This window comes from Paracoccus sp. SSK6 (assembly GCF_039770665.1).
GTDB lineage: Bacteria > Pseudomonadota > Alphaproteobacteria > Rhodobacterales > Rhodobacteraceae > Paracoccus.
On sequence record NZ_JBDPNJ010000001.1, the window covers coordinates 205723 to 231468 of the forward strand.

27 protein-coding genes are annotated in these 25746 nt (G+C 67.7%); 17 read left to right on the top strand and 10 right to left on the bottom strand.

Annotation, left to right across the window (positions count from 1 at the left end):
- Window positions 1–60 precede the first annotated feature (60 nt).
- The 4 genes from kynU (at window position 61) to AAIL68_RS01070 (ending at window position 6523) form a co-directional block, all read left to right on the top strand.
- The gene (gene kynU / locus AAIL68_RS01055; protein ID WP_347137630.1) at window positions 61–1248 is read left to right on the top strand and encodes a kynureninase; all 1188 of its coding nucleotides are present in this window, start codon (window positions 61–63) and stop codon (window positions 1246–1248) included.
- A 63-nt stretch (window positions 1249–1311) separates the two neighbouring features.
- Complete coding sequence (locus AAIL68_RS01060; protein WP_347137631.1) at window positions 1312–2376, top strand: efflux RND transporter periplasmic adaptor subunit; 1065 nt, start codon at window positions 1312–1314, stop codon at window positions 2374–2376.
- A complete protein-coding gene (locus AAIL68_RS01065) occupies window positions 2373–3470 on the top strand; it encodes an efflux RND transporter periplasmic adaptor subunit (RefSeq protein ID WP_347137632.1) in 1098 nt (365 codons plus the stop codon). The genes AAIL68_RS01060 and AAIL68_RS01065 overlap by 4 nt, the downstream gene beginning before the upstream one ends.
- Complete coding sequence (locus AAIL68_RS01070; protein ID WP_347137633.1) at window positions 3467–6523, top strand: efflux RND transporter permease subunit; 3057 nt, start codon at window positions 3467–3469, stop codon at window positions 6521–6523. The genes AAIL68_RS01065 and AAIL68_RS01070 overlap by 4 nt, the downstream gene beginning before the upstream one ends.
- Here the strand turns inward: AAIL68_RS01070 and map are convergent.
- A complete protein-coding gene (map, locus tag AAIL68_RS01075) occupies window positions 6520–7317 on the bottom strand; it encodes a type I methionyl aminopeptidase (RefSeq protein ID WP_347137634.1) in 798 nt (265 codons plus the stop codon). The two genes, AAIL68_RS01070 and map, sit on opposite strands and share 4 nt — an antisense overlap.
- Before the next feature lie 106 nt (window positions 7318–7423).
- Between map and AAIL68_RS01080 the strand changes: the two genes are divergently transcribed.
- The gene (locus AAIL68_RS01080; RefSeq protein ID WP_347137635.1) at window positions 7424–8164 is read left to right on the top strand and encodes a molybdopterin-binding protein; all 741 of its coding nucleotides are present in this window, start codon (window positions 7424–7426) and stop codon (window positions 8162–8164) included.
- Window positions 8164–8877: a GNAT family N-acetyltransferase gene (locus AAIL68_RS01085; RefSeq protein ID WP_347137636.1), complete on the top strand. Its 714-nt coding sequence runs from the start codon at window positions 8164–8166 to the stop codon at window positions 8875–8877. The genes AAIL68_RS01080 and AAIL68_RS01085 overlap by 1 nt, the downstream gene beginning before the upstream one ends.
- On the opposite strand, the gene AAIL68_RS01090 is transcribed toward AAIL68_RS01085, so the two are convergent.
- Together AAIL68_RS01090 and AAIL68_RS01095 are read right to left on the bottom strand one after the other, a co-directional pair.
- The gene (locus tag AAIL68_RS01090; protein WP_347137637.1) at window positions 8872–9555 is read right to left on the bottom strand and encodes a CbiX/SirB N-terminal domain-containing protein; all 684 of its coding nucleotides are present in this window, start codon (window positions 9553–9555) and stop codon (window positions 8872–8874) included. The genes AAIL68_RS01085 and AAIL68_RS01090 overlap by 6 nt on opposite strands.
- Before the next feature lie 7 nt (window positions 9556–9562).
- Window positions 9563–10126: a DUF4202 domain-containing protein gene (locus AAIL68_RS01095; RefSeq protein ID WP_347137638.1), complete on the bottom strand. Its 564-nt coding sequence runs from the start codon at window positions 10124–10126 to the stop codon at window positions 9563–9565.
- Window positions 10127–10192: 66 nt separating this feature from the next.
- On the opposite strand from AAIL68_RS01095, the gene AAIL68_RS01100 reads away from it, so the two are divergent.
- Window positions 10193–10714 carry an NnrU family protein gene (locus AAIL68_RS01100; protein ID WP_347137639.1) on the top strand — a complete coding sequence of 174 codons (522 nt, stop codon included), beginning with the start codon at window positions 10193–10195 and terminating at the stop codon, window positions 10712–10714.
- Between the two features lie 122 nt (window positions 10715–10836).
- On the opposite strand, the gene AAIL68_RS01105 is transcribed toward AAIL68_RS01100, so the two are convergent.
- Window positions 10837–11862: an FAD-dependent oxidoreductase gene (locus tag AAIL68_RS01105; protein ID WP_347137640.1), complete on the bottom strand. Its 1026-nt coding sequence runs from the start codon at window positions 11860–11862 to the stop codon at window positions 10837–10839.
- Between the two features lie 29 nt (window positions 11863–11891).
- Between AAIL68_RS01105 and mnmD the strand changes: the two genes are divergently transcribed.
- Complete coding sequence (mnmD, locus tag AAIL68_RS01110) at window positions 11892–12563, top strand: tRNA (5-methylaminomethyl-2-thiouridine)(34)-methyltransferase MnmD (protein WP_347137641.1); 672 nt, start codon at window positions 11892–11894, stop codon at window positions 12561–12563.
- Here the strand turns inward: mnmD and AAIL68_RS01115 are convergent.
- Together AAIL68_RS01115 and AAIL68_RS01120 are read right to left on the bottom strand one after the other, a co-directional pair.
- On the bottom strand, window positions 12560–13282 hold the full coding sequence (locus AAIL68_RS01115) for a rhomboid family intramembrane serine protease (protein WP_347137642.1): 723 nt from the start codon (window positions 13280–13282) through the stop codon (window positions 12560–12562). The genes mnmD and AAIL68_RS01115 overlap by 4 nt on opposite strands.
- A gap of 4 nt (window positions 13283–13286) precedes the next feature.
- The gene (locus tag AAIL68_RS01120) at window positions 13287–13709 is read right to left on the bottom strand and encodes an META domain-containing protein (RefSeq protein ID WP_347137643.1); all 423 of its coding nucleotides are present in this window, start codon (window positions 13707–13709) and stop codon (window positions 13287–13289) included.
- Window positions 13710–13825: 116 nt separating this feature from the next.
- Here AAIL68_RS01120 and AAIL68_RS01125 point away from each other — a divergent pair, with 116 nt between their 5' ends.
- The 5 genes from AAIL68_RS01125 (at window position 13826) to AAIL68_RS01145 (ending at window position 18253) form a co-directional block, all read left to right on the top strand.
- Window positions 13826–15094 (top strand): 4-aminobutyrate--2-oxoglutarate transaminase, encoded by a 1269-nt coding sequence (locus AAIL68_RS01125; protein ID WP_347137644.1) that lies wholly within the window; start codon window positions 13826–13828, stop codon window positions 15092–15094.
- A gap of 426 nt (window positions 15095–15520) precedes the next feature.
- Complete coding sequence (locus AAIL68_RS01130; RefSeq protein WP_347137645.1) at window positions 15521–16102, top strand: NAD(P)H-dependent oxidoreductase; 582 nt, start codon at window positions 15521–15523, stop codon at window positions 16100–16102.
- A gap of 11 nt (window positions 16103–16113) precedes the next feature.
- A complete protein-coding gene (locus AAIL68_RS01135; RefSeq protein ID WP_347137646.1) occupies window positions 16114–17055 on the top strand; it encodes an ABC transporter ATP-binding protein in 942 nt (313 codons plus the stop codon).
- Window positions 17052–17822 (top strand): ABC transporter permease, encoded by a 771-nt coding sequence (locus tag AAIL68_RS01140; protein ID WP_347137647.1) that lies wholly within the window; start codon window positions 17052–17054, stop codon window positions 17820–17822. The genes AAIL68_RS01135 and AAIL68_RS01140 overlap by 4 nt, the downstream gene beginning before the upstream one ends.
- Window positions 17823–17899: 77 nt before the next feature.
- Window positions 17900–18253: a DUF6180 family protein gene (locus AAIL68_RS01145; RefSeq protein WP_347137648.1), complete on the top strand. Its 354-nt coding sequence runs from the start codon at window positions 17900–17902 to the stop codon at window positions 18251–18253.
- Here the strand turns inward: AAIL68_RS01145 and AAIL68_RS01150 are convergent.
- Entirely contained in the window at window positions 18250–18696 is a 447-nt protein-coding gene (locus tag AAIL68_RS01150; protein ID WP_347137649.1) for a hypothetical protein, read from the bottom strand. The two genes, AAIL68_RS01145 and AAIL68_RS01150, sit on opposite strands and share 4 nt — an antisense overlap.
- 105 nt (window positions 18697–18801) lie before the next feature.
- Between AAIL68_RS01150 and rimO the strand changes: the two genes are divergently transcribed.
- From rimO to ettA, 4 genes are all read left to right on the top strand, one after another.
- Window positions 18802–20193, top strand: a complete 1392-nt coding sequence (gene rimO / locus AAIL68_RS01155) for a 30S ribosomal protein S12 methylthiotransferase RimO (protein WP_347137650.1) — start codon at window positions 18802–18804, stop codon at window positions 20191–20193.
- A gap of 88 nt (window positions 20194–20281) precedes the next feature.
- Window positions 20282–20923, top strand: coding sequence for an MT-A70 family methyltransferase (locus AAIL68_RS01160; RefSeq protein WP_347137651.1), 642 nt, complete (start codon window positions 20282–20284; stop codon window positions 20921–20923).
- Window positions 20898–21815, top strand: coding sequence for a sulfotransferase (locus tag AAIL68_RS01165; protein WP_347137652.1), 918 nt, complete (start codon window positions 20898–20900; stop codon window positions 21813–21815). The genes AAIL68_RS01160 and AAIL68_RS01165 overlap by 26 nt, the downstream gene beginning before the upstream one ends.
- 58 nt (window positions 21816–21873) lie before the next feature.
- Window positions 21874–23529: an energy-dependent translational throttle protein EttA gene (gene ettA, locus AAIL68_RS01170; protein ID WP_347137653.1), complete on the top strand. Its 1656-nt coding sequence runs from the start codon at window positions 21874–21876 to the stop codon at window positions 23527–23529.
- Window positions 23530–23623: 94 nt separating this feature from the next.
- Here ettA and AAIL68_RS01175 read toward each other — a convergent pair whose 3' ends face one another.
- From AAIL68_RS01175 to AAIL68_RS01185, 3 genes are all read right to left on the bottom strand, one after another.
- Window positions 23624–24130, bottom strand: coding sequence for a transposase (locus tag AAIL68_RS01175; RefSeq protein WP_347137654.1), 507 nt, complete (start codon window positions 24128–24130; stop codon window positions 23624–23626).
- Between the two features lie 229 nt (window positions 24131–24359).
- Entirely contained in the window at window positions 24360–24512 is a 153-nt protein-coding gene (locus AAIL68_RS01180) for a hypothetical protein (RefSeq protein ID WP_347137655.1), read from the bottom strand.
- 381 nt (window positions 24513–24893) lie between these two features.
- The gene (locus tag AAIL68_RS01185) at window positions 24894–25742 is read right to left on the bottom strand and encodes a glycosyltransferase (protein ID WP_347137656.1); all 849 of its coding nucleotides are present in this window, start codon (window positions 25740–25742) and stop codon (window positions 24894–24896) included.
- Window positions 25743–25746 lie beyond the last annotated feature (4 nt).

Here is a 25746-nt window from a genome sequence, read left to right on the forward strand (position 1 = left end):
TGCCTCTCTCTTTCCGGCATGAATGGGGGCTGCTAGCCTGCGGTCAAGATGGAGAGAGCCATGACCGATTTCGCCGCCACACGCCGCGCCTTTCACCTGCCGCAGGGGATCACCTACCTGGACGGCAATTCGCTGGGACCGATGCCCCTTGCCGCCAGGGACCGCGTGGCGCGGATGATGGCGGATGAATGGTCGGACATGCTGATTACCGGCTGGAACAAGGCGGGCTGGTATGTCCAGCCGCGCAAGGTCGGCGACCGCATCGCCCGGCTGATTGGCGCCGGACCGGGCGAGGTCGTGATGGGCGACACGCTGTCGATCAAGGTGTTCCAGGCGCTCAGCGCCGCCCTGGCCCTGCGCCCCGGCCGCCGGGTGATCCTGTCCGACAGCGGCAATTTCCCGTCCGACCTGTATGTGGCCGAAGGCCTGGCCCGCGCCGTGGGCGCCGAATTGCGCGTGGTCGCCCCCGAGGAGGTCGAGGCGGCCATCGCTCCCGATCTGGCCGTGCTGATGCTGACCGAGGTCGATTACCGCACCGGGCGGCGCCACGACATGGCCGCGCTGACGGCCCGCGCCCATGACGCGGGCGCGCTGGCGCTGTGGGATCTGGCCCATTCGGCGGGGGCGGTGGACGTGGACCTGGCCGGGGCGGATGCCGATTTCGCGGTCGGCTGCACCTATAAATACCTGAACGGCGGGCCGGGCGCGCCGGCCTTCATCTGGACCCATCCCCGCCATGCCGATACGGCCCAGCCGATCCTGCAGGGCTGGATGGGCCATGATGCGCCCTTCGCCTTTGACCTGGGCTATCGCCCGGCGGCGGGGATCGAACGGATGCGCGTCGGCACGCCGCCGGTGATCGCCCTGACCGCGCTGGATGCCGCGCTGGATGTCTGGGACGGCGTCGCGCTGCCGGACCTGCGCGCCCGGTCCATCGAACTGACCCAGGCCTTCATCGCGGGGGTCGAGGCGCAATGCCCCGATCTTGTGCTGAATTCGCCCCGCGACCCGGCCCGGCGCGGATCGCAGGTCAGTTTCCGCCATCCCCAGGGCTATGCGGTCATGCAGGCGCTGATCGCGGCGGGCGTGGTGGGCGATTTCCGCGCCCCCGATGTGCTGCGCTTCGGCTTCGCGCCGCTTTACAACACGTTGGACGATGTGGGCCATGCGGTCGAGACGCTGGCCCGGATCCTGCGCGACGGTTCCTGGGATGATGAGAATTTTCATCACAAGGCCGCGGTGACATAGGAAAGGGGCCTTTCCCCGGACCCGGTTGTGACGCACAAATGCGACATTTGATAGGACGTGTTCATGCGGATATTTCGGTTTGCATGGGTCATTGCCCTGGCGGTGTTGCCGGGGTGCCCGGCACTTGCACAGGATGACCTGCTGCGCGTCGAACTGGTCGCGGCCGAGGAAAGGCCGGTCCGGCTGGACTTGCAATTGTCGGGCAGCATCGCCGCCACCGACAGCGTCGAGATGAGCTTTCGCCAGGCGGGCCGCGTGACCGACGTTCAGGTGGACAAGGGCGACCGCGTGGCCGAGGGACAGGAGCTTGCGCGCCTGGATTCGGTCCAGCAGGACCAGGCCCTGCGCGTGGCCGAGGCCGGGCTGGCTGCCGCCCGCGCGGCCTTGTCGCAGGCCCGGCAGGCAAGCGACCGGGCCCAGGCCTTGCTGGACCGGGGCGTCGGCACCCGCGCCGCCCGCGATGATGCCGTGCAGGCCCTGTCCGAGGCGCAGGGCGCGGTGGAACGCGCCGAAAGCACGCTGGACCAGGCCCGGCGCGCGGTCAGGGACACGATCCTGCGCGCGCCGGGCGACGGGGTCGTCACCGCCCGCGACATGGCGCCCGGCCAGATCGTCGGCGCGGCGCAGGTCGTGCTGACAATCGCCACGCTGGACGGGCTGGAGGCCGTGTTCGATGCCCCGGATCATCCCCGGCTGGACAGCGCCATGGGCAGTTCGGTGCGGCTGGACACCATCGACATCGACCGCCCCGAGATGCGGGGAACCGTCACCGAAATCTCGCCCCTGGTCGATCCGGCCAGCGGGACGGTGACGATGCGGGTCAGGATCGACGATGTGAAGGGCGACACCGCGCTTCTGGGCGCGGCCGTGCGCGGCCATGTGGACATCACCGCCGCCACCGGGATCGCGGTGCCCTGGACGGCGCTGATGCGCGATGGCGACGGACCGGCGGTCTGGCGTGTCGATGCGGAAAACCGCGTCAGCCTTGTGCCCGTCACCATCGGCCAGTTCGCCAATGACGTGGTCTATCTGTCGGACGGGATCAAGCCGGGCGACATCGTGGTGGGCGCGGGATCCCAGCTTCTCTATCCCGGCAGGCAGGTCCGGCGGGCCGAGGTGCTGCCATGATGCGGATGCTTGCCTTGCTGGCCGCCCTTGCAGGCGCCGGGCCCGCCGCCGCGCTGGACCTGCCGTCCTGGCTGGATCTCAGTTCCCATGCCGAGGATGCGGTCCCCGTCCGCCCCGTTGTGTCCGAGATCGTTGAGGACCGGGGCGAGGATGCGCGCTGGATTCCCGGCACCGTCGCCTCGCGCACGCAGGTGACGATGGCCTTCCAGACCCTGGGGCGGATGGTGTCGCGCAATGTGGATCTGGGCGACCGGGTGGCCCAAGGCGACGTGCTGGCGAACCTTGCGGCCGAGGATCTGGCGGCGACCACCCGCGCCGCCGAGGCGGCTCTGGCCGCGGCCGAGGTCCAGCGCGACACCGCCCGCCTGACGCTGGAGCGGACCGAGGCACTGGCCGCCCGCAATGTGGCGACGGCGGCGCAATTGGAACAGGCCCAGCGTGCCGCCGCCGCCGCCGATGCGGGGGCCGAGCAGGCCCGGTCCGCCCTGGTCCAGGCGCGCGACACCCTGGGCTTCGCCCGCATGACCGCGCCCTTTCCGGGCGTCGTCAGCGCCGTCTATGAAACGCCCGGCAGCGTGCTGGAGGCGGGAACGCCCGTCCTGCAACTGTCGGCCGAAGACCAGAGGGAAGCCGTGATCGACCTGCCCGAATCCGCCCTGGCGGGGTTGCCGGATGATGCGGTCTTCACCGTCTGGCAGCGCACCGACCCCAGCCGGCAGGTCCGTGCCGTGCTGAACCGGATCGACCCCATCGCCGATGCGGCGACCCGGACCCGGCGGCTGTATCTGACCCTGCCGCCGGATTCGCCCTTCCGCCTTGGCGCGCTGATCCGCGCCCGCCTTGGCACGGCCAGCGACCCTGCGCTGATGCTGTCGGCGGCCGCGATCTTCCAGCGCGACGGCGCCCCCCATGTCTGGCGTGTCCTGCGCGACGGCGACGGCGCGCGGGTCGAGGCCGTGCGCATCACCCCCGCCGCCGAACTGCACGGCAGCGTGCTGATCGGCGAGGGGCTCCGCCCCGGCGACGAGGTGGTGGTCCGGGGCATCCATTCGCTGACCGATGGCCAGCCCGTCGGGCCAAGGGTCCAGCCATGAGCCGCTTCAACCTGTCCGACTGGGCGCTGCACCATCGCAGCTTCGTGTGGTTCCTGCTGATCGTCTCGCTGGTGGCGGGGGCGATCAGCTATGCCAATCTGGGGCGCGAGGAAGACCCGAACTTCACCATCAAGACCATGGTCATCAGCGCCGCCCTGCCCGGCGCCACCGTGGATGAAACGCTGAACCAGGTCACCACCCGCATCGAGAAGAAGCTGGAGGAACTGGACGAGCTGAACTTCACCCGCTCGGTGACGATGCCGGGGCAGGCGGTCGTCTATCTGGAACTGCTGGACACGACCCGCGGCCCCAGGGTGCCGGAAATCTGGAAGCGCGTGCGCGAGATGATGTCCGACATCCGCCCGGATTTCCCGCAGGAATTCGCGGGCTTCCAGTTCAACGACGACTTCGGCGACGTGTATGGCAACATCTATGCCTTCACCGCCGACGGCTTCAGCCCGCGCGAATTGCGCGACCGGGTGGAACGCATCCGCAAGCAGGTGGCAGCCCTGGACGCCGCAGGCAAGACCGAGCTTCTGGGCGAGCAGGAGGAGCAGATCTATCTGGAATTCTCGGCCGCCCGCCTGGCGGCGCTTGGGCTGAACCAGCAGCAGGTGGTGGCGACGCTGGCCCAGCAGAACGCGATCTCGCCTTCGGGGGTGATCCAGGCGGGGCCGGAACAGGTGCTTGTCCGCGTGGGCGGGCAGTTCGACGACGCGGACTCCATCGCCGCCGTGAACCTGCGCGTGGGCGAACGGTTCTTTAACCTGGGCGACGTGGCCACCGTCACGCGCGGCTATGCCGATCCGCCGCAGTCGCTGTTCCGATACAACGGCCAGCCTGCCATCGGCCTGCAGATCGGCATGCGCGAGGGCGAGAACATCCTGGAATTCGGCAAGGCCCTGGACGCGCTGATGGAGCGCGTGGCCGCCGAACTGCCCATCGGGATCGAGATGGCCAAGGTCGCCGACCAGCCGCATGTGGTGGATCACGCCGTCGGCCATTTCGTCCGGGCCCTGGCCGAGGCCGTCCTGATCGTCCTGGTCGTCAGCTTCATCAGCCTGGGCTTCCGCGCGGGGTTCGTCGTCACGCTGACCATTCCGCTGGTGCTGGCGATCACCTTCGTGATCCTGGATCTGTATGGCATCACCCTGCAGCGGATTTCGCTTGGGGCGCTCATCATCGCGCTTGGCCTGCTGGTCGATGACGCGATGATCGCCATCGAGACGATGATTTCCCGGCTGGAGATCGGCGAGTCGCTGGAATCCGCGGCCAGCTATGCCTGGACCTCGATCGCCTTTCCGATGCTGACCGGCACGCTGGTCACGGTGGCGGGCTTCATCCCCATCGGACTGAACAGTTCGGCGGCGGGGGAATTCACCTTCTCGCTGTTCGTGGTGATCGCCGTGTCGCTGGTGATCTCCTGGATCGTCGCCGTGCTGTTCGCGCCCCTGCTGGGCGTGACCTTCCTGCGCACCTATGCCGCGCATCACGAACACAAGCCCGGTTGGCTGCGGCGGCGGTTCCACGGGCTGCTGCTGTGGTCGATGCGCCACAGGTGGATCGTGATCGCGATCACGCTGGTGCTGTTTGCCGCATCCGTCTGGGGGATGCGCTTCGTGGAACAGCAGTTCTTCCCCACATCCGACCGGACCGAGGTTCTGGTCGATATCGTCGAACGCCAGAACACCTCCATCGCCAGGACGCGCGCCGACATGGACCGGCTGGAAGCGGTGCTGAAGGACAACGACGACGTGCTGTTCTGGACATCCTATGTCGGCAGCGGTGCGCCCCGCTTCGTGCTGGCCATGGATGTGCCGACGCCGGGGCCCTATATGGGCCAGATCGTCATCCAGACCCCCGATCTGGCCGGGCGCGACCGGCTGAAGGCGTTGCTGATGGACAAGGCGGCGCGCGAATTCGCGGGCGTCGATATCTTCGTCAAGAACCTGGAAATCGGCCCGCCGGTTGGCAAGCCCGTGCAATACCGCGTCAGCGCGCCCGATCCAGACAAGGCGCGCGATGCCGCCCGCGACCTTGCGGCGGTGCTTGCGGGGGAACCGCGCCTGCGCGACATCTCGATGGACTGGAACGAGCCCGCGCGCGTGATCCGGCTGGAAATCGACCAGGACCAGGCGCGGCGGCTAGGGCTTACGACGCAGGACGTGGCCGACACCCTGTCGGCGCTGTTTTCCGGCCAGGTCGTCACCCAGTTGCGCGACGACATCTTCCTGATCGACGTGGTGGGACGCGGCGAGGCCGAGGACCGCACCTCGCTCCAATCCATCCGCAACCTGCAACTGCGCCTGCCGAACGGGGACGGGACGCCCCTGTCGTCCATCGTGTCGCTGGATTACGCGACCGAACAGCCGCTGATCGCGCAACGGAACGGGTTGCCGACGGTCACGGTCAAGGCCGCGATCTCGACCAGGGACCAGCCCGCCACGCTGGTCAGCGCGCTGGCTCCGGCGGTCGCCGAATTCCAGGCGGGCCTGCCTTCGGACGTGACCATCGCGGTGGGCGGCACGGTGGAAAGCTCGGCCGACAGCCAGGAACCCATCGCCGCCGTGGTGCCCGTGATGCTGCTGATCATGGCGCTGCTGGTGATGACGCAGATGCAAAGCTTCCGCCTGTCGCTGATCGTCTTTGCCGCAGCCCCCCTGGGCCTGATCGGGGTGGTGGCGGTGCTGGTGCCCTTCGGCGTGCCGATGGGCTTCGTGGCGATCCTGGGGATCCTGGCGCTGATCGGCATCCTGATCCGCAACTCGGTCATCCTGGTCCACGAGATCCAGGAACTGCTGCACAAGGGCCGCAGCCAGTGGAATGCCGTGTTCGAGGCATCAGACAGCCGCGCCCGGCCGATCCTTCTGACGGCGGCGGCGGCGTCCCTGGCGCTGATCCCCATCGCGCGGCAGGTGTTCTGGGGGCCGATGGCCTTTGCCATGATGGGCGGCATCATCGCAGGCACGCTGATCACGCTGGTCTTCGTGCCCGCGCTCTATTGCGCGGTGATGCGGGTCAGGCCGCCCGCGCCATCGCCCGATGCGGGTTAGCCGAGATCCGGGAAGAACTTGTCCGAACCCGTGAAGATCTCGCAGCCGTCCGCCGTCACGCCGATGGAATGCTCGAACTGCGCGGACAGCGACTTGTCGCGGGTCACGGCGGTCCAGTCGTCGGCCAGAACCTTGGTTTCCGGGCGGCCCAGGTTGATCATCGGCTCGATGGTGAAGAACATGCCTTCCTCCAGCACCGGGCCCTTGCCGGGGCGGCCGAAATGCAGGACGTTCGGCGGGGCGTGGAACACCCGGCCCAGTCCGTGGCCGCAGAAGTCGCGCACGACCGACATGCCGTGGCCTTCGGCATAGGACTGGATCGCCGCGCCGATGTCGCCGAAGGTCGCGCCGGGGCGCACGGCCTCGATCCCCTTCATCAGCGAATCATGCGTCACCTGGATCAGCCGCCGCGCCTTGATGGATGCCTTGCCCGCCACATACATGCGGCTGGAATCGCCATACCAGCCGTCCACGATCACCGTCACGTCGATGTTCAGGATGTCGCCGTCCGACAGGATCTTGTCGCCGGGGATGCCGTGGCAGACCACATGGTTCACGCTGATGCAACTGGCATGTTCATAGCCGCGATAGCCGATGGTGGCCGAGGTGACGCCCAGTTCCTGCACCCGCCGGGTGATGAAATCGTCCAGGGCGCCGGTGGTGACGCCGGGGCGGACCAGGGGCCCGACCTCGTCCAGGATCTGCGACGCCACGGCCCCCGCCTTGTGCATGCCCGCGAAATCCTCGCGCGCGTGGATGCGGATGCCTTCCTTGGTGATGTGGCTTTGGTCCATCGGTGATCCTTTCGTCTGGCCGCATAGATAGTCCCGGACGCCCCCTTGTTCCAGCCCCGGACGACGGCATAGAACCATCCCGGCACAGGTTTCAGGGGGCGGGACGATGCAATCCGACAATCCGACGGCGGCGATCCTGGTGATCGGGGACGAGATCCTGTCCGGCCGCACGCGCGAGGGGAACGCCCATCACCTGGCGCAGGTGCTGTCCGCGACCGGCTTCGACCTGCGCGAAATCCGTGTGGTGGCCGACGATCACGACCGCATCGTCGCCGCCATCCGCGCCCTGGACCGCAGCCTGGGCGGGGATTACGACCTGCTGTTCACCAGCGGCGGCATCGGCCCCACCCATGACGACATCACCGCCGATGCGGTTGCCGCCGCCCATGGCACCACGGTCGAGATCCACCCCGAGGCGCGGGCCCTGCTGCAGGCCCGTTGCGACCGCATGGGTACCGAACTGACCCCAAACCGGCTGCGCATGGCGCGCGTGCCGGTGGGCGCGACGCTGATCCAGAACGCGGTATCCGCCGCGCCGGGCTTTTCCATCGGCAACACCCATGTGATGGCCGGCGTCCCCGAGGTGTTTCGCGGCATGGTCGATTGGCTGATCCCGCGCCTGCCCGGCGGCCGCCCTGTCCAGTCCCAAAGCGTCGAGGTGCGGCGCGGCGAAAGCGAGGTGGCCGAGGGGCTGCGCGCCGTGGCGGGCGATTATCCCGACCTGTCGCTGGGCTCCTATCCCTTCCAGGATCCGTCCGGCTGGGGCACGAACCTTGTGGTGCGCGGCCTTGACGCGGATCGCGTGGCGCAGGCGATGGCCGCGCTGAAACAGCGGTTGTCGTTGTGATGGACCCCGCCCTGGCCCAGGCTTTCGAGGACACTTGGCCTGCCGCCGAATACGCCGACGCCGGTGGCTTCCGCGTGGGCCGCGGCCTGGGCGCCGGGGGACGTGTCAGTTCGGCTCGCGCGGTCGGGGCCTGGACCGGGACCGACATCGCGGCAGCCGAGGCGATCCACCGCGCCTGGGGCCAGCAGCCGATGTTCCGCGTGCCGGACGGTGATGCCGCCCTGGCCGAAGCGCTGCTTGCCGCCGGTTACCGGCACGAAACGCCGACCGCGATCATGGCCGCGCCGATCTCCGCGCTGACCGACCGGGCGATCCCGTCCTTGACGACCTTCGCCATCTGGCCGCCGCTCGCGATCCAGCGCGACCTCTGGGCGGCGGGCAACATCAACCCGGCGCGGCAGGCGGTGATGGACCGCGTGACCGGCCCCCGGACCGCGATCCTGGGCCGCATCGACGACCGCGCGGCAGGGGCGGGCTTCGCCGCGCTGTGTGGCGATGTGGCGATGGTCCATGCGGTCGAGGTCCTGCCGCAGTTCCGCCGTCGTGGACTGGCGGGCTGGATGATGCGGCAGGCGGCGCAGTGGGCGGCGGAACAGGGCGCCACCCGGATCGGCCTGGCCGTCAGCCGCGCCAATACCGGCGCGCGGGCGACCTATGACCGGCAGGGGTTCGTCGAGGTCGCGGGCTATGCCTATTACGCCAGGGATCTATAGCGCCGCGCGGATGCTGGCGGCGATCAGCGCGGGCACCTCGGGCGCAAGGCCGATGGGGTCAAGGCGCGGGCCGGTGAAGCCCGCCTGATCCAGGGCCGTCGGCAGGTCGTCCAGGACATGCTCGGCCCTGAGCGCGAAGAAGGGCAGGCTGACGGCGCGTTCCAGCCCCTTTGCGGCATCGGCGATGAAGGGTTCCTGTTCGACAAAGCCCGTGACCACCCGCGCGAAATGCGGGGCGATGCTTTCGGCAAGCGCCGTGGTGATGGTGAAGGACGCCTGCGACCGCTGCGAACCATGCGCGGACAGCAGCAGTGTGGTGTCCCCCGGCGCCCAGCCTTGGGCCGCGGCTGCGGCATGGGCCTGCGCCACGATCAGGCCGGGCAGCGCCGGATCGGTGCCGAAGGGACGCAGCACGCGTGCCCCCCCCGCGCCCGCCTGGGCCAGTCGGCGGGGCAGTTCGCTGCGGGTGAACCAGCCTTCCGCCATGAACATCGGATAGATCAGGCTGTTACCGTCCGCGACCGCAGCCAGCGCGCCGGGCATGGCCAGCGTCGCGCCCGCGACCGGACAGCCGGGATCGCAGGCGGCGACGCGGACGGCCAGATCCTCGATGGCCTGCTGCTGCGGGCCGGGATCGCCGGGCTGGCCGTGCGAGACGATGACGGCTTTGGTTGTCATGGGCGCATCACTGGCGGAAATGCCGGGCCAGGGCCTCGGGCATCGGGAACTCCTCCAGCGCCCGCGCGCGGCCTTCGGGGGACATCTTGGCGGCGGTCTTCTGGATGATGCGGTCCATCTTCTCGTCGGGGATCGCCGCCATGAAGTCGCCCAGATACCAGCGGATGAAGGTGAAGCAGATCACGTCCTCCAGCGCCTGCACCTCCGCGTCGCGCTTGAGCCCCTGCTTGGTCAGCATCTTGCGCGCCTGGGCGATGTCGTCCTGGTCGTAGCCTGCATCCGCCATGATGCCCGCGATGCGGTCGGCGTGGCGGCGGCCCTGTTCCTGTCGCCATTGCAGATAGCCCGCCCGGTCCATCGGATAGGCGTCGCGCGGCAGCAGCCAGCGTTCGATATGCTGGCCCCGGCAGGCGATGCGCAGCGCGTCCGAGGCTTGGGGAAACAGGTGCTGCTGCTGTTCCGTCATCCGCTGACCATAGAGCAGGTTGGCGGGCTTGCCTTCGTCCATGTTCGGATCGCGGGCATTGGCGGCGTCGATGGCCTGGAAGGCATGGTCTAGCTTGGTGGTCATGGGGCGTCCTTTTTGCCGCAGTCTGACCCGCTGGCGCCGGCGCCTGCAAGCGGCTAACAAGCGGCCATGACCGGATGGACCGAATATATCGCCGCCTGGGCCTGCTTCCTGGGCGCGCACATGATCCCCATGCTGCCCGGCCCGCGCGGCTGGCTGATCGGGCACCTGGGGCGGCGCGGCTATCTGGCCGCCTTCAGCCTGCTGTCGATCGGGCTTTTGTACTGGCTGATCGTGGCGGCGGGACGCGCGCCTTACGTGCATCTGTGGGACCAGCCGCTGTGGAGCCGCTGGCTGGTCAACATCGCCATGCCGGTCGCGATCCTGGTTGCCGCGCTGGCGCGCGGCATGTCGGGTCTGGTGCTGGCCTTCGCCCTCTGGGCGGGGGCGCATCTGGTCGCCAATGGCGATCTGGCCCATGCGATCTTCTTCGCCGGGATGCTGGTCTTTGCCCTGTCGGGTGTGGCGCGGTCGGGGCTGCCCGGCGCGTTCCGCGTGACCTGGCAACGGCTGGTGCTGGCGGTGCTGGTCTGGGCGGCGCTGCTGCATCTGCATCCGCTGCTGATCGGGGTGTCGCCCCTGCCTGCCTGAGGGCAGGCGAAGGCCGGGGGGTGAGGCGCGCCCGGAAAAAGGTCCAGTGGACCTTTTTCAACGACGAACGGGCGAAGCCCTGCCCCCCGGACCCCCCGAGGATACTTAAAGTCCGCAGCAGGTTACAGGCGGAAGCCGTTCGGGATGGTGTCACTCCCGTCCAGGATCAGGTCGGCCATCACCTGCGCGACCTTCGGCGCCATGCCGAAGCCGATCTTGAAGCCGCCATTGGCGACGTAATGGCCGGGGCGGCCCGGCCAGGGCCCCAGGATCGGGGCGCGGCTTTTCGCGCGGGGCCGGGCGCCCGCCCAGCGGTCGATCACCGGGGCGCCGCAAAGGTGCGGACAGAGGGCGCGCGCCCTTGCGATCAGGCTGTCGAGTTGCTCGTCGGTATCCAGATGGTCGTAATCGTTTTCCGAAGTCGAGCCTATCGCGACCGTTCCATCCGCATGGGGCACGATGTGCAGGCCATCGGCAAAGACCTGCGGCGCATCGGGGGCGTCGTATTGCAGCAGCGCCGACTGGCCCTTGACGCCCTTGCCTATGGGGCGGCCCAGGTCGCGCGACAGATCCTCCAGCCCCGGCGTGCCGGTGGCCCAGAGGATCGGGCCGGAAACGGCGCCGGGCTGCTGGCCCTCGATGATCTCTCCGCCCGCGTTGCGGATGGCTTGGGCCAGCGCGGCCCCGGCGGCGCGGGGAGACAGGCGCGCGGTCAGCCCGTCGAACAGCCACAGGCCGGATGGGCTGTCGGGGATCAGGCCGCCTGCCGGGGCGTCGGTCAGGCGCATGGCGCAATCCTCGGGCCAGCGGTCCGCAGCCGCGGCGATGCGGTCAGCCAGGCGTTCTGCGGCAGCCGCATCGGCCACGGGCTGCAGGCGTCCGCTGCGTCCGTAGCCGGTGGGCAGGCCGGACGCGGCCTCGACCCCCGACCAGAAGGCAGGGGCCATCAGCAGGCTTTCCAGTTGAAAGGCCTTCTTCGGATTCCAGTTTTCCGGCGCATGGGGCGCAAGCGCGCCGACATGGCCGCCTGACGATCCCGCGCCGATCCGCGTGGCTTCGATCAGCCGGACGCGGGCGCCGCGCCGGGTCATCTCCCAGGCGCAACTCAGGCCGAAGATGCCGCCGCCGATGATCGTGACGCTTGTCAAAGCCCGTGCCTTTCCCCTAGCTGCGGCCCATGAGCGCGTTACCCGATCCCGACCCCGCCCGCCACCCGCAGCTTGACTGGCGCGACGGCGGCGTGCCGGTGTCCACCCGCTTCGACGATCCCTATTTCAGCCTTGCGGGCGGACTGGCAGAGACGCGGCATGTGTTCCTGGACGGCAACGACCTGCCCGCGCGGCTGCGGCCGGGCTTCCATGTCGCCGAACTGGGCTTTGGGACCGGGCTGAACTGCCTGGCTCTGGCGCAGGTGGCGGCGGTGCCCGTCACCATGACCAGCTTCGAAGGCTGGCCGATGAGCCTTGCGCAACTGGAACAGGCCCATGCGGCCTTCCCCGAACTGGCGGATCTGTCGGCGCAGCTTCGCGCGGGCTGGGGCCGCGACGTGATCCACGTCGGCCTTGTCGAACTGCATCTGGTGATCGGCGATGTGGCGCAGACCCTGCCCGGCTGGCAGGGCCGGGCCGATGCCTGGTTCCTGGACGGCTTTTCCCCCGCCAAGAACCCTGCGATGTGGGCCCCCGAGATCATGGCCCATGTCGGTCGCTGCACCGCGCCGGGCGGCAGCTTCGCCACCTATACGGCGGCGGGCGCGGTGCGGCGCGCCCTGGCAGAGGCGGGTTTCAGCGTCACCCGCCGCCCCGGCTTCGGCCGCAAGCGGCACATGAGCGTGGGCGTCAAGCCCTAGCGGCCCACGCGCGGGATGCGGCTTGGCGCATAGACCGCTTCGGGGTGGGGTGGGTGGCCTTGGGTGCGTGCCCAGAAGGCCCGCCCGCCCAGCCGCAGGAAGCGCGGCAGGGCCAGCACCACCCCGGCGCCGAAACCGCCCGCATGGGCCCAATAGGCGACCCCGCCGCCATCGCCGGGCGTCGTCCAGCCGCCGAAGATCTGGATCGCCAGCCAGACCCCCAGCACCACCCAGGCGGGCAGGGTGAAGACCTTGAAGAAGACGATGAAGATCGCGACGATATCGACCCGCGCGCGGGGAAACAGCAGCAGATAGCCGCCCATCACCCCCGCGATCGCGCCCGACGCGCCGACCATCGGAATGGCCGAGAACGGCTCGGCCGCGATCTGGGCACCGGCTGCCACCAGACCCGCGATCAGGTAGAAGGCCAGGAAGCCCAGGCGGCCCAGCTGTTCCTCGAGGTTGTCGCCGAAGATCCACAGAAACAGCATGTTGCCCAACAGATGCATGATCCCGCCATGCAGGAACATATGCGTCAGCAGGCCCCAGATCAGTTCCCCATGCATCACCGCAAGGGGATAGAGCGCCAGCCGTGCCCACAGCATCTCTCCGCCCGCGACCGGCAGGGTCAGCAGGAACATCGCCACGTTGATCGCGATCAGGGCGTAGGTGACCCAAGGCGTCTGCTGCGACGGGTTGTGGTCACGGATCGGGAACACCGGGTCAGCTTCCGCCGGCGGGGACCAGGGCGATGCGCTCGCGCCCCTCGGGGTCGGCCAGGGCGATGCCCTCGCCCGTGCGGCGGGCGGCGGTGACGCTGCCCAGGGCCATGCCGAAGCGCGTCTCGGCCAGGTTGCGGTCAGCGTCCGCGCAGGCCATGCGGGTCATCACCACGCCGCTGACGGTCATGGCGCCGCCGCTTTCGGTCAACTGCCCGCTGTAGCGGTTGCAGGGCGCGCGGCCCGTGACGCGGCCGCCTTCGCCCACCTCCAGCGTGACGCCTGCGGGGGCGGGGGCGCCGTCGATGCGCGCGACGGTGAAGCTGGAACCGGGCCGCAGCATGGCGACCGACCGCTGGCCCGCGTCCTGGCAGGCGGCAAGGGCTGCCGTGGCGGCAAGGACGGCAAGGGCGCGGGTGATGGGCATGGCGGTTCTCCTTTGAACCAGCATCGCGCGGGCGGCCATCCGGCGCAAGGGCGGGCCTGTTCGGCGCTTCGCCGCTGCGCTAGCATCCCGCAAACCCAGGAGGGAGAGCGATTCCAATGACGACCATGACCGACCGCAAGAACGCCGCCATTTCCCGTGGGGTCGGCATGACCACGCAGATCTATGCCGAACGGGCCGAGAATGCCGAGATCTGGGACAAGGACGGCAACCGCTACATCGACTTTGCGGCGGGCATCGCGGTCGTCAACACCGGCCATCGCCATCCCAAGGTCATCGAGGCCGTCAAGGCGCAACTGGACCGCTTCACCCATACCTGCCACCAGGTCGTTCCTTACGAAAACTATGTCGCCCTGGCCGAGCGCCTGAACCGGCTGGTGCCGGGCGATTTCGAGAAAAAGACGATCTTCGCCACCACCGGGGCCGAGGCGGTGGAAAACGCCGTGAAGATCGCGCGCCATTACACGGGCCGCCCCGGCATCGTCAGCTTCGCGGGCGGTTTCCACGGGCGCACCTTCATGGGCATGGCGCTGACCGGCAAGGTCGCGCCCTACAAGGCGGGCTTCGGGCCGATGATGCCCGATGTCTGGCACCTGCCCTTCCCGAACCCCCTGCACGGCGTATCGAAGGAAGACGCGCTGAAGGCCCTGCAGCAGTTGTTCAAGGCCGACCTTGAACCCGCCCGCGTGGCCGCCATCATCGTTGAGCCGGTGCAGGGCGAGGGCGGCTTCTACGAGGTGCCGCAGGGCTTCATGGCGGAACTGCGCGCGCTTTGCGACCATCACGGGATGCTCTTGATCGCGGACGAGGTGCAGACCGGCTTCGCCCGCACCGGCAAGCTGTTCGCGATGGAACATCACGGCGTCGCCGCCGACCTGGTGACCATGGCCAAGGGGCTTGGCGGCGGCTTGCCGATCAGCGCCGTCACGGGCCGGGCCGAGGTCATGGACAGCCCCCATCCCGGCGGCCTTGGCGGCACCTATGCGGGCAATCCGCTGGGGGTGGCGGCGGCCCATGCCGTCCTTGACGTGATCGAGGAGGAGGGGCTTTGCGACCGCGCCACCCGCCTGGGCCAGCGGCTGAAGCAGCGTCTGGCCGCCGCGCGCGACCAGATCCCGCAGATCGCCGACATCCGCGGCCCCGGCTTCATGAACGCGGTCGAGTTCAACCTGCCGGGCAGCGACAGCCCCAACCCCGACTTCACCAACCGCGTCCGCGAGGAGGCGCTGAAGCGCGGCCTGATCCTGCTGACCTGCGGCGTCTATGGCAACGTGGTGCGGTTCCTCGCACCGCTGACCATCCCGGACGAGGTGTTCGAGGAGGCGCTGGACATCCTGGACGAAAGCCTGCTGGCCGCGCGGGGCTGAACGCCTTGCTCAGCCAACCTCGACCGGGCGGAAAAAGGAAACGCACCGCGTTTCCCCGCCCGCGCGGGACATCACCATCCAAGACGGTGCCACCCACAACCCCGAGAGGTCAGCGCCCGATCCGGTGGGCGTGAAGCACCCGGAAAAAGGTCCAATGGACCTTTTTCAGCGACGAACGGGCGAAGCCCCGGCAAGGCGGGCGCTGGCCGGGCCTTTGAGGCCCGGCGGTGTGGGGGGATATGGTGGCACGTGGCGAAGGCGATGGCCTTCGCCAGTCTGCGGCCCCCCGCAAATCGCCCGCGCCGCCCTTGCCGGCCTGGCTCTGCCGATTACATGCAAGGGGCCGATGGATTTTTCGCCTTGTTCTTGACCAAGGACGATTGTCTTTAGGGGCGCAGCCCGGTCAGGAACGCAAGGAACGACTTCATGGCGGAACGCAGGTGCATCGGGGTGATCCTGGGGTCGATCCGCGAAGGGCGGATCAACGACCGGGTGGCCTTCTGGGTGATCCGCCAGCTCGAATTCCACGGCTTCGCCACGCGCACCATCGACCCCGCCGACCCCGACCTGCTGCCCGTGCAGATGGGCGACGCGGCTGCCATCGCGCGGCTGCGGGACCGGATGGCGGATCTCGACGGCTTCGTCATCGTGACGCCCGAATACAACCACGCCGAACCGGGCCACCTGAAGACGCTGATCGACTATGTCACCGCCGAATGGTGGGCGCGGCCCGTGGGGCTGATCGGCTATGGCGGCATCTCGGGCGGGTTGCGGGCGGTCGAGGCCCTGCGGATCATCCTGGCGGAACTGCACACGGTCACGCTGCGCGATACGGTCAGCTTTGCCTCTCCCTGGCGGAAGTTCGACGAATTGGGCCATATCATCGACCCGAACGACGCCGCGGCGGCCGAGGCGGCGATGGCAGTCTTTGCGCATCGGCTGGAATGGTGGGTCGATGCCCTGGCCGATGCGCGCCACGCCCGCCCCTATCACCCCGAGGACGAGTGAAAGGACACCCGATGACCGGGATCATCCAGATCGAGAACCTGTCCAAGCAATATGACAGCGGCACCCGCGCGCTGTCCGATGTCACCCTGGCGATCCAGGAGGGAGAGATCATCGCCCTGCTGGGCCCCAACGGGGCGGGCAAGACCACGCTGATCTCGATCATCTGCGGGCTGGTGGTGCCGACCGGGGGCAGGGTGCTGGTGGGCGGCCACGACATCGCTACCCAATGGCGCGCGGCGCGCAAGCTGATCGGCCTTGTGCCGCAGGAAATCGCGCTGGAGCCGTTCGAGAAGGTCATCAATTGCGTCCGCTTCACGCGCGGCCTTTACGGCGAGTCACCGGACGACGCCTATATCGAGAAGGTTCTGCGCAGCCTGGCGCTGTGGGACAAGCGCGACGCCATGACACGCGAGCTTTCGGGCGGGATGAAGCGGCGCGTGCTGATCGCCAAGGCCCTGTCGCACCGGCCCAAGGTGCTGTTCCTCGATGAACCCACGGCGGGCGTGGACGTGGCCCTGCGCCGCGAGATGTGGGAGGTCGTGGACCAGCTTCGCCGCGACGGCGTCACCATCATCCTGACCACCCATTACCTTGAGGAAGCCGAGGAGATGGCCGACCGCATCGGCGTCATCAACAAGGGCCGCCTGCTGCTGGTCAAGCCCACGGCCGATCTGATGGGCGAGTTCGGCAAGAAGACCCTGACCATCGAACTGACCGCGCCCCTGACCATGATCCCCGACGAATTGCTTGGCCGGGGCCTGCGCCTGTCGCCCGACGGCCGGTCGCTGACCTATGAATACGACACCCGCGCCGAACGCACCGGCATCGCCCATCTTCTGGGCGATCTGGCGGGGCAGGGGATCACCGTGCGCGACGTGTCCACCCGGCAATCCAGCCTTGAGGAAGTGTTCATGACGCTGGTCGCCGAACCGCGTCAGGAGGTGACGGCATGAGCGGCGTGAACTGGCCCGGCGTCTGGGCGATCTTTCACCACGAGATGACGCGCTTCTTCCGCACGGTCATGCAGTCCCTGCTGTCGCCGGTCCTGTCCACGGTTCTCTATTTCGTGGTCTTCGGCGCGGCCATCGGCGGGCGTATCCAGTCGGTCGAGGGCGTGGCATACGGCGCCTTCATCGTGCCCGGCCTGATGATGCTGACGATCCTGCAGCAATCGGTCAGCAACGCCAGCTTCGGCATCTATTTCCCCAAGTTCAGCGGCACGATCTATGAATACCTGGTCTCGCCCGTGGGCTGGATCGAGGTGACGCTGGGTTTCGTGGGCGCCGCCGCGACCAAGGCCGTGCTGATCGCGCTGGTGATCCTGCTGACCTCCTTCTTCTTCGTGGGCGTCCATATCCTGCACCCGTTCTGGATGCTGGCCTTCCTGATCCTGACGGCCCTGGGCTTCAGCCTGCTGGGCTTCATCATCGGGCTGTGGGCGAAGTCCTTCGAACAGTTGCAGATCGTGCCGATGATGGTCATCACGCCCTTGGTGTTTCTGGGCGGCGCGTTCTATTCGGCCGACATGCTGCCGCCCTTCTGGGAAGGCGTCGCCAAGCTGAACCCGGTCCTGTATCTGGTCTCGGGCTTCCGCTGGTCGTTCTTCGGCCTGGCCGATGTGCCGGTCGGCGTGTCGCTGGTCGCGGTTGGGCTGATGATCGCGGTCTGTTGCCTGGCGATCCGCTGGATCTTCGCGACGGGCTGGCGGCTGCGCGAATGACGCATCGCCGGATTTGCCTCCCCTTCGATCGGACAAGGCTGCCATGACGATCATCCGCCTTCTTGCCGCCCCCCCTGATGCTGGCCCCGGCCTTCCCGGTTCTGGCCGAGGACGACTTCTTCCTGACCTATCATGTCGAACGGATGCTCTCGGACGACCTGAGCCTGGAGGAGTGCAGCAGCGCGGTCGAGCGGGCCGCCGGACAGGCGGATCTGACATCCCGCATCGACGATTATCCCGGACAGCTTGCCGTCGTCACCGGGGGAACAAAGGGCGTGGGCGCCTTTGTGGTGCAATGCATCGCGGTGGATGACAGGACCGTCACCGTCGTCCAGGGCATGGACTATCGGCAGGCCAAGGGCGACTTGGGCCGCTTTGCCGACCGCGTCCATTCCGAGCTTCTGGACGCCGCCGCCAGCGGCAGGCCCTAGCCGCAGATCCTGGTCTGCGGGTCCAGCCGGACGTATTCGCGGGCGGTCAGGACCGTCATCTTCATCGAGCGGTTCCAGCCGCCGAACCAGCGGTCGCGGATGCCGCCGCGATAGAAGTTGCCCATGATCTCGTCCACCAGGGGCGGGATGATCTGGGTGTTCGGGATACGGGGCGCGTGAAAGCCGATGCGGGATTTCGGCGCCAGGCAGGCATTCGGCAGCGTCGTCAGGATCGTGCAGGCCGACCGGCAATAGCCCTGGATCCGCACCGTCTTGCCCGACCGGCCTAGCCTTTCACGCAACTGCACCATCTGCAGCACATTGCCGCCCCGGTGGTTTTCCACGTCGATGAAGCGGCCGCGTTCGACGATGCCGGCATGGCTGGCAAGCGGCAGGACGGCCAGCGACAGGACAAGGGTCAGGATCAGGCGGATTTTGCTCATCCCGCCATCTTGCCGATCGGGCGACCCAGGGGAAATCACGTTCCGGCGAAGGCGGGCGGCGGGATCCCTCTTTTCCGGCGCCACCGAATCACCTATTTGCGGCGGATGCACACAAACCCGCCCGACCTGCGCCCCGACCTGGCGCGCGCCCGCATTCCCGACGACAGCCTTGGCGCACGCCGCGAAGGCCAGCCGACCATCGGCATGGTCAGCCTTGGCTGCCCCAAGGCGCTTGTGGACAGCGAACGCATCCTGACCCGGTTGCGGGCCGAAGGCTATGCGATCAGCCCCGACTACAAGGGCGCGGACGCGGTGATCGTGAACACCTGCGGCTTCCTGGACAGCGCCAAGGCGGAATCGCTGGACGCCATCGGAGAGGCGCTGCGCGAGAACGGCAAGGTGCTGGTCACCGGCTGCCTGGGGGCCGAGCCCGAATACATCACCGGCGCGCACCCGAAGGTTCTGGCCGTCACCGGCCCCCACCAATACGAGGCGGTTCTGGATGCCGTCCACGCCGCCGTGCCGCCGCAGCCCGATCCCTTCATCGACCTGCTGCCCGCATCCGGCGTCAGCCTGACGCCGCGCCATTACAGCTATCTGAAGATCTCGGAAGGCTGCAACCACAGGTGCAAGTTCTGCATCATCCCCGACATGCGCGGGAAACTGGTCAGCCGCCCCGCCCATGCCGTGGTGCGAGAGGCCGAGAAGCTGGTCGCGGCAGGCGTCAAGGAACTGCTGGTCATCAGCCAGGACACCAGCGCCTATGGCCTCGACCGCAAGTTTGAAACCGAGCGCGGCCACCGCGCCCATATCACCGACCTGGCCCGCGATTTGGGCTCTCTTGGGGCATGGGTGCGGCTGCATTACGTCTATCCCTATCCGCATGTGCGCGACCTGATCCCGCTGATGGCGGCCCATTCTGAATCGGGGGGCCTGGTGCTGCCCTATCTGGACATCCCCTTCCAGCACGCCCATCCCGATGTGCTGCGCCGCATGGCCCGCCCGGCGGCGGCTGCGAAGACGCTGGACGAAATCGCCGCATGGCGCGCGATCTGCCCCGAGATCACGCTGCGCTCCACCTTCATCGTGGGTTACCCTGGCGAGACCGAGGCCGAGTTCCAGACCCTGCTGGACTGGCTGGACGAGGCGCAACTGGACCGCGTCGGCGCCTTCCAGTACGAAAACGTCAAGGGCGCGCGGGCCAACGACCTGCCCGACCATGTCCCGGCCGAGGTGAAGCAGGAGCGTTTCGAGCGCTTCATGGAAAAGGCCCAAGCCATTTCCGAGGCGAAGCTTGCCGCCAAGGTCGGCCAACGGATCGAGGTGATCGTGGACAGCGTGGACGATGAAGGCGCGACCTGCCGCACCAAGGCCGACGCGCCGGAAATCGACGGCAACCTGTTCATCGACGAGGGCTTCGAGGCGTTGAAGCCCGGCGACATCGTGACCGTCACCGTAGACGAGGCAGGCGAATACGACCTTTGGGGCCGCCTGTAACGCCCCTGCGGCCAGCTTGGCGGTGGCGGCCCGCCCGCCTGTCCGCTAAGGCTGTTCGGAATCGCGAAACCCTTGACCGGAGGCCGGTTTGACAAGCGCGTCCGACGATCTTCTGGCCACCGCAGGCGCGGTCCGCTTCGGCACCGTCCTGGCCGACCCGCCCTGGCAGTTCCAGAACCGCACCGGCAAGATGGCGCCCGAACACAAACGCCTGACCCGCTATCCCACCATGACGCTGGAGGAGATCTGCGCCCTGCCGGTGGCCTCCGTGGCCGACGCCCGCGCGCATCTCTACCTCTGGGTGCCGAACGCCCTCCTGCCTGAAGGGCTGAAGGTCATGGAGTGCTGGGGCTTCACCTACAAGTCGAACCTGATCTGGTACAAGACCCGCAAGGACGGCGGCCCCGACCGGCGCGGCGTGGGCTTCTATTTCCGCAACGTGACCGAGATCCTGCTGTTCGGCACGCGCGGCAAGGACGTGCGCACCCTGGATCCCGGCCGCAGCCAGGAAAACATCATCGCCACCCCCAAGCGCGAACATTCCCGCAAGCCCGACGAGCAATATCCCCTGATCGAGGCCTGCTCCTGGGGTCCGCGCCTTGAGATGTTCGCCCGCGGCCCGCGCCCCGGCTGGACCGTCTGGGGCAACCAGGCCGACGCCTATGAACCCGACTGGCCGACCTATGCCAACCATTCGCAAAGCCATGCCGTCATCCTCCGCCAGGACTGAACCGCCGACAGGGCGCACCCTGTCCTTCATCACCATCAGCCCGGCCTTCGATCCCCAGGGACAGCCGCGCAAGCCCGGCGCGCTCTGCATCGGCGCGCAGAAGGCGGGCACAAGCTGGCTGGCGCAGATGCTGGGCCAGCATCCGCAGGTCTGGATCCCCCCCTTCAAGGAGGTCCAGTTCTTCAACCACCGCTTCATTCCCGGACACCGCAAATGGATCGGCTGGCATTACCGCAACAAGCCCGACGAAATCCGCACCCGGCACCGGACCCGCAACCTGCCGATGCCGCCGGAACTGGACGCCTATCTGGACGGGCTGACCAGGGGCCAGATGTTTCACAACCATTGGTACAAGCGCGTCTTCGCCCCCGCGCCCGCCCATGCCATGCCGATGGACTTCACGCCCGAATACTCGGCCCTTCCCGACGAAGGCGTCGATTTCGTGGCCGAATTCCTGCCCAAGGCGCGGGTGATCTATCTGATCCGCCATCCCGTGGACCGCGCGATCTCGCAGCTTCGCATGAACCTGCAACGCGAAAAGCGCCGCCCCCGGACGCTGGCCGACTGGATGGCGGAAATCGGCAATCCCGTCCTGCATGACCGGGGCGATTACGCCAGCTACCTGCCGCGCTGGCAGGCCCGTTTCCCCGACATGCTGGTCCTGCCCTTCGGCCGCATTGCCCGCGACCCGCAGGCGGTGATGGACGCGGTCGAAGCCCATCTGGGCATCGGCCCCCATCCCTATGCCAACATGCGCGACAAGGTCTTTGCCAACCGCGACCCGCTGACTGTGCCGCCCCAGGCCATCGCCGCCCTGGAGACCCACATGGCGCCGCAACTGGCCTTCCTGGCCGACCGCTTCGGCGCCGATTTCCTGGCCGAGACGCGCTGACCTTTCACACAGGCGCGCTTTCGCCTACATAGCACCCAAAGTTTGCAGGAGATTTCCGATGGCGTCCTATCAGTTCGTCTACCACATGGACGGCGTGTCCAAGACCTATCCCGGCGGCAAGAAGGTCTTTGAAAACATCCGCCTGAACTTCCTGCCGGGCGTCAAGATCGGCGTGGTCGGCGTCAACGGCGCCGGTAAGTCCACCCTGCTGCGCGTCATGGCCGGCTGGGACAAGGATTTTTCCGGCGAGGCCTGGGCCGCCAAGGGCGCGACCGTGGGCTATCTGCCGCAGGAACCGGAACTGGACCCCGCGCTGAACGTGCGCGGCAACGTGATGGAGGGCGTGAAGGCCAAGCAGGCCAAGCTCGACCGCTACAACGAACTGGCGATGAACTACTCGGACGAGACCGCCGAGGAGATGGCCAAGCTCCAGGACGAGATCGACGCCGAGAACCTGTGGGATCTGGACAGCCAGGTGGATGTCGCCATGGAGGCGCTGCGCTGCCCGCCCGACGACGCCGACGTGACCAGCCTGTCGGGCGGGGAACGCCGCCGCGTGGCGCTCTGCAAGCTGCTGCTCGAGGCGCCGGACATGCTGCTGCTGGACGAACCGACCAACCACCTGGACGCGGAAACCATCGCCTGGCTGCAAAAGCACCTGATCGAATACAAGGGCACGATCCTGATCGTGACCCATGACCGCTATTTCCTGGACGACATCACCGGCTGGATCCTGGAACTCGACCGCGGTCGGGGCATCCCCTACGAGGGCAACTATTCCGCCTGGCTGGAACAGAAGGCCAAGCGCCTGGAACAGGAAGCGCGCGAGGACAAGGCCAAGCAGAAGACGCTGGAACGCGAACTGGAATGGATCCGCGCCGGCGCCAAGGCCCGGCAGGCCAAGCAGAAGGCCCGGATCAACGCCTATAACGAACTGGCGAGCCAGTCCGAGCGCGAAAAGCTGTCGCGCGCCCAGATCATCATCCCGAACGGCGAACGCCTGGGCAACCGCGTGATCGAGGTCCAGGGCCTGAAAAAGGCCATGGGCGACAAGCTCCTGATCGAGGATCTGGATTTTGCGCTGCCGCCCGGCGGCATCGTCGGCGTGATCGGCCCGAACGGCGCGGGCAAGTCCACCCTGTTCCGCATGCTGACCGGCCAGGAAAAGCCCGACGCGGGCGAGATCGCCTATGGCGACACGGTGCAACTGTCCTATGTGGACCAGTCCCGCGACGCCTTGGATGCCCAGAAAACCGTGTGGGAGGAGATTTCGGGCGGGGCCGAGCAGATCGTCCTGGGCGACGCGACCATGAACAGCCGCGCCTATTGCTCCGCCTTCAACTTCAAGGGCGGGGACCAGCAGAAGAAGGTGGGCCAACTGTCAGGCGGCGAACGCAACCGCGTCCACATGGCGAAACTGCTGAAATCCGGCGGCAACGTGCTGCTGCTGGACGAACCGACCAACGACCTGGACGTGGAAACCCTGCAGGCGCTCGAAGCCGCGCTGGAGGACTTCGCGGGCTGTGCGGTGATCATCTCTCACGACCGCTTCTTCCTTGACCGCCTGTGCACGCATATCCTGGCGTTTGAAGGCGACGCGCATGTGGAGTGGTTCGAGGGCAACTTCGAGGCCTACGAGCAGGACAAGGTGCGTAGGCTGGGACCAGACTCGATTGAGCCAAAGCGGGTGAAGTACAAGAAGTTTACGCGTTAAAGCCGTAGGGTGCGCTTCAGCGCACCAAGCCCAGAGCCGTAGCTTCAGCGCACCAAAACCGACACAAACCCCCCAGGGTGCGCTGAAGCGCACCCTACGGCAGCCCGCGCCGGTGGTCGAAGCCGCTCGTCAAACCCCTTGCGGCGTCCCGGTGCCAGGATGAATCCGGCCAGTCCGCCGGATCACCCGCCAGACCGTGCCTGACCGGATTTGTCCAGCAATAGCGTATTGCTGCCGCATACTCGCTCTCCCCTCGCAGATGGTGTTTCCAGAATCTCCGCTGCCAGATTCCCTTTTCCCGGCGGTTCACCTGGCTGCGGCGCAGGGGGGCGGATGGCAGGCCATGCGAGAATCCGGCCTTTATCGCCGCCCAGCGGCCCGAATAGTCGCAATCGCCAAGGGGCAGCGTCCAGACTGCGTGCAGGTGATCCGGCAGAACGACCCAAGCGCCGATGTCAACCGGCCGCTTCGCCAGAATCCGGCCTGCCGCCTCGCGCAGCCGCACGATCTCACGCAGCAGCAAATCACTTTCGCGATCAGCCAGAACGACGGTGAAGAAGATGCTGGCACCGGGAATGCGCGGACGAAGATAACGGGACATGGCTGCCTGCCTATCCCGCCGAGCCTTAAAGCCGCGTTAACGCTATGGCTCCGCAGCAAGCGCAAGCGCAGGGTGCGTGTTCCGCACGCACCATCACGGCGCGAAAGTGGTGCGTGAAATCACGCGGCCAAACCGGAGGGTGGGTTTTACCCCACCATCAACCGTCGTAGATTGGCGGGATAAATCCCACCCTGCCAAACACGCATCGCCTTCCGGCGTTGCGTATCCTTCAAGCATTTACCGGCGGCTTGCCGGGGCAGTTCGCCACGATCGGCGTGGGTGAGGTGCCTGCCGCAGGCTCGGTCGTGGCCGGGCCCTGAGAAGCCAAGGCCGGAAGGGCCAGCAGGCAGGCGGTGAGGGTGGCAAGGGAAAGTCGGGTCATGGCGCTCCTGTCTCCTGTTGCGATGATCCAGCGTCGCCCGAATCACCCGATCCCCAAAGACACAGCCGCGTTACCGGCCTTTGTAGGGTGCGTGATTTCATGCGCCGTTTTCGCATCCTGCCGGTGAGCAAACCGTAGGGTGGGGTTTCACCCACCGCTGCATGAACCCGCTGCGCGTGGTGGGTTGAAAACCCACCCTACGGCTTCACCTTGTGTACGCGCTGTGTACGGCCCGTGCTTCTGCGGTGCCTGCCCCGTGGCCCCGATTTCCCAGCAAATGCTGGCCCGCGGCGATCCAGGCACCGCCCCGTTGCGCGGCCGCCGTGCGCCCCGTTGCGCGTCCTCCCGCGTCACCGCACCTTCCCTCTGCGCCAAGCCGGATCACGCCGCTGCCAGCATCCGGTCAAAGCTGCACAAGGCCATCCCCTCGGGCGTCAGGTAATCGAAATGCCGCTCGATCGCGCGCTCCACGTCGGACCGGCTGGCCTTGGACATGCCGCGCTTGCGCAGGATCTCGGGGGCGTGGCGGGGCGTGTCGTTGTCGCCCCGGTGCGTCACGATGTTGGGGAAATGCGGATCGGTGACGGCGACCAGACGGGTCGGGATCGCGTAATGGCCATAGTCGAAGATCGTGCGCGACGAATGGCGGATCGCCGCGCCCGCACTGAAGAAGGGGCTGTACCAGTTGTAGATCCCCTCGGTCGGGCCGTCGGTGATGCAATAGAAGATCGACGGAAAGCTGACCGCGAAATGGGCATTGCGCCACATGCTGGCGGCGTGGCGGCGCAAGCGGCGGATATAGTCCCTGGACACGCAGTCGTCGTCGTCCAGCCGGAACTGCACCGTGCCGGGCAGGGGCAGGTCGATCTCGGCCGCAACCTGGTGGATGGCGTCCGAGATGTGGACGGGCGGCAGGAACCGCAGCACCACCTGCTCCACGCCGTGGCAGATCGCCTCCAGCCGCGCGCGGTATTCCGCCGGCATCCGGTCCGAGGACACGACCAGCAGGCGGAAATCGGCATCGCTCTGGTTGGCAAGCGAGCGCAGCGTCAGGTGTTCGAAGGTATCCAGCCGTGCCTGCAGCCGCTCGGGCGCGAACAGGGCCTGCGCCTGGTTCAGATAGATCGCCTCCAGCGCCTCGTCCGGCTGGTTGCGATAGGCCTTCCAGTCGCCTCGTCCCAGCATCGAGAAGCGGCACACGCCCAGGATCTTGACATCACGGTCGTTCATCGGC

Excerpts from the sequence above, each read along its gene's own strand:
- AAIL68_RS01060 (WP_347137631.1), top strand. The coding sequence starts at position 1,312 with ATGCGGATATTTCGGTTTGCATGGGTCATTGCCCTGGCGGTGTTGCCG.
- AAIL68_RS01100 (WP_347137639.1), top strand. The coding sequence starts at position 10,193 with ATGACCGGATGGACCGAATATATCGCCGCCTGGGCCTGCTTCCTGGGC.
- AAIL68_RS01165 (WP_347137652.1), top strand. The coding sequence starts at position 20,898 with ATGCCGTCATCCTCCGCCAGGACTGAACCGCCGACAGGGCGCACCCTG.
- kynU (WP_347137630.1), top strand. The coding sequence starts at position 61 with ATGACCGATTTCGCCGCCACACGCCGCGCCTTTCACCTGCCGCAGGGG.
- AAIL68_RS01145 (WP_347137648.1), top strand. The coding sequence starts at position 17,900 with ATGCTGGCCCCGGCCTTCCCGGTTCTGGCCGAGGACGACTTCTTCCTG.
- AAIL68_RS01130 (WP_347137645.1), top strand. The coding sequence starts at position 15,521 with ATGGCGGAACGCAGGTGCATCGGGGTGATCCTGGGGTCGATCCGCGAA.
- AAIL68_RS01180 (WP_347137655.1), bottom strand. The coding sequence starts at position 24,512 with ATGACCCGACTTTCCCTTGCCACCCTCACCGCCTGCCTGCTGGCCCTT.
- AAIL68_RS01070 (WP_347137633.1), top strand. The coding sequence starts at position 3,467 with ATGAGCCGCTTCAACCTGTCCGACTGGGCGCTGCACCATCGCAGCTTC.
- AAIL68_RS01135 (WP_347137646.1), top strand. The coding sequence starts at position 16,114 with ATGACCGGGATCATCCAGATCGAGAACCTGTCCAAGCAATATGACAGC.
- AAIL68_RS01095 (WP_347137638.1), bottom strand. The coding sequence starts at position 10,126 with ATGACCACCAAGCTAGACCATGCCTTCCAGGCCATCGACGCCGCCAAT.
- map (WP_347137634.1), bottom strand. The coding sequence starts at position 7,317 with ATGGACCAAAGCCACATCACCAAGGAAGGCATCCGCATCCACGCGCGC.
- rimO (WP_347137650.1), top strand. The coding sequence starts at position 18,802 with ATGCACACAAACCCGCCCGACCTGCGCCCCGACCTGGCGCGCGCCCGC.
- AAIL68_RS01185 (WP_347137656.1), bottom strand. The coding sequence starts at position 25,742 with ATGAACGACCGTGATGTCAAGATCCTGGGCGTGTGCCGCTTCTCGATG.
- AAIL68_RS01140 (WP_347137647.1), top strand. The coding sequence starts at position 17,052 with ATGAGCGGCGTGAACTGGCCCGGCGTCTGGGCGATCTTTCACCACGAG.
- AAIL68_RS01080 (WP_347137635.1), top strand. The coding sequence starts at position 7,424 with ATGCAATCCGACAATCCGACGGCGGCGATCCTGGTGATCGGGGACGAG.
- AAIL68_RS01150 (WP_347137649.1), bottom strand. The coding sequence starts at position 18,696 with ATGAGCAAAATCCGCCTGATCCTGACCCTTGTCCTGTCGCTGGCCGTC.
- AAIL68_RS01175 (WP_347137654.1), bottom strand. The coding sequence starts at position 24,130 with ATGTCCCGTTATCTTCGTCCGCGCATTCCCGGTGCCAGCATCTTCTTC.
- mnmD (WP_347137641.1), top strand. The coding sequence starts at position 11,892 with ATGAGCGCGTTACCCGATCCCGACCCCGCCCGCCACCCGCAGCTTGAC.
- AAIL68_RS01085 (WP_347137636.1), top strand. The coding sequence starts at position 8,164 with ATGGACCCCGCCCTGGCCCAGGCTTTCGAGGACACTTGGCCTGCCGCC.
- AAIL68_RS01065 (WP_347137632.1), top strand. The coding sequence starts at position 2,373 with ATGATGCGGATGCTTGCCTTGCTGGCCGCCCTTGCAGGCGCCGGGCCC.
- AAIL68_RS01120 (WP_347137643.1), bottom strand. The coding sequence starts at position 13,709 with ATGCCCATCACCCGCGCCCTTGCCGTCCTTGCCGCCACGGCAGCCCTT.
- ettA (WP_347137653.1), top strand. The coding sequence starts at position 21,874 with ATGGCGTCCTATCAGTTCGTCTACCACATGGACGGCGTGTCCAAGACC.
- AAIL68_RS01090 (WP_347137637.1), bottom strand. The coding sequence starts at position 9,555 with ATGACAACCAAAGCCGTCATCGTCTCGCACGGCCAGCCCGGCGATCCC.
- AAIL68_RS01125 (WP_347137644.1), top strand. The coding sequence starts at position 13,826 with ATGACGACCATGACCGACCGCAAGAACGCCGCCATTTCCCGTGGGGTC.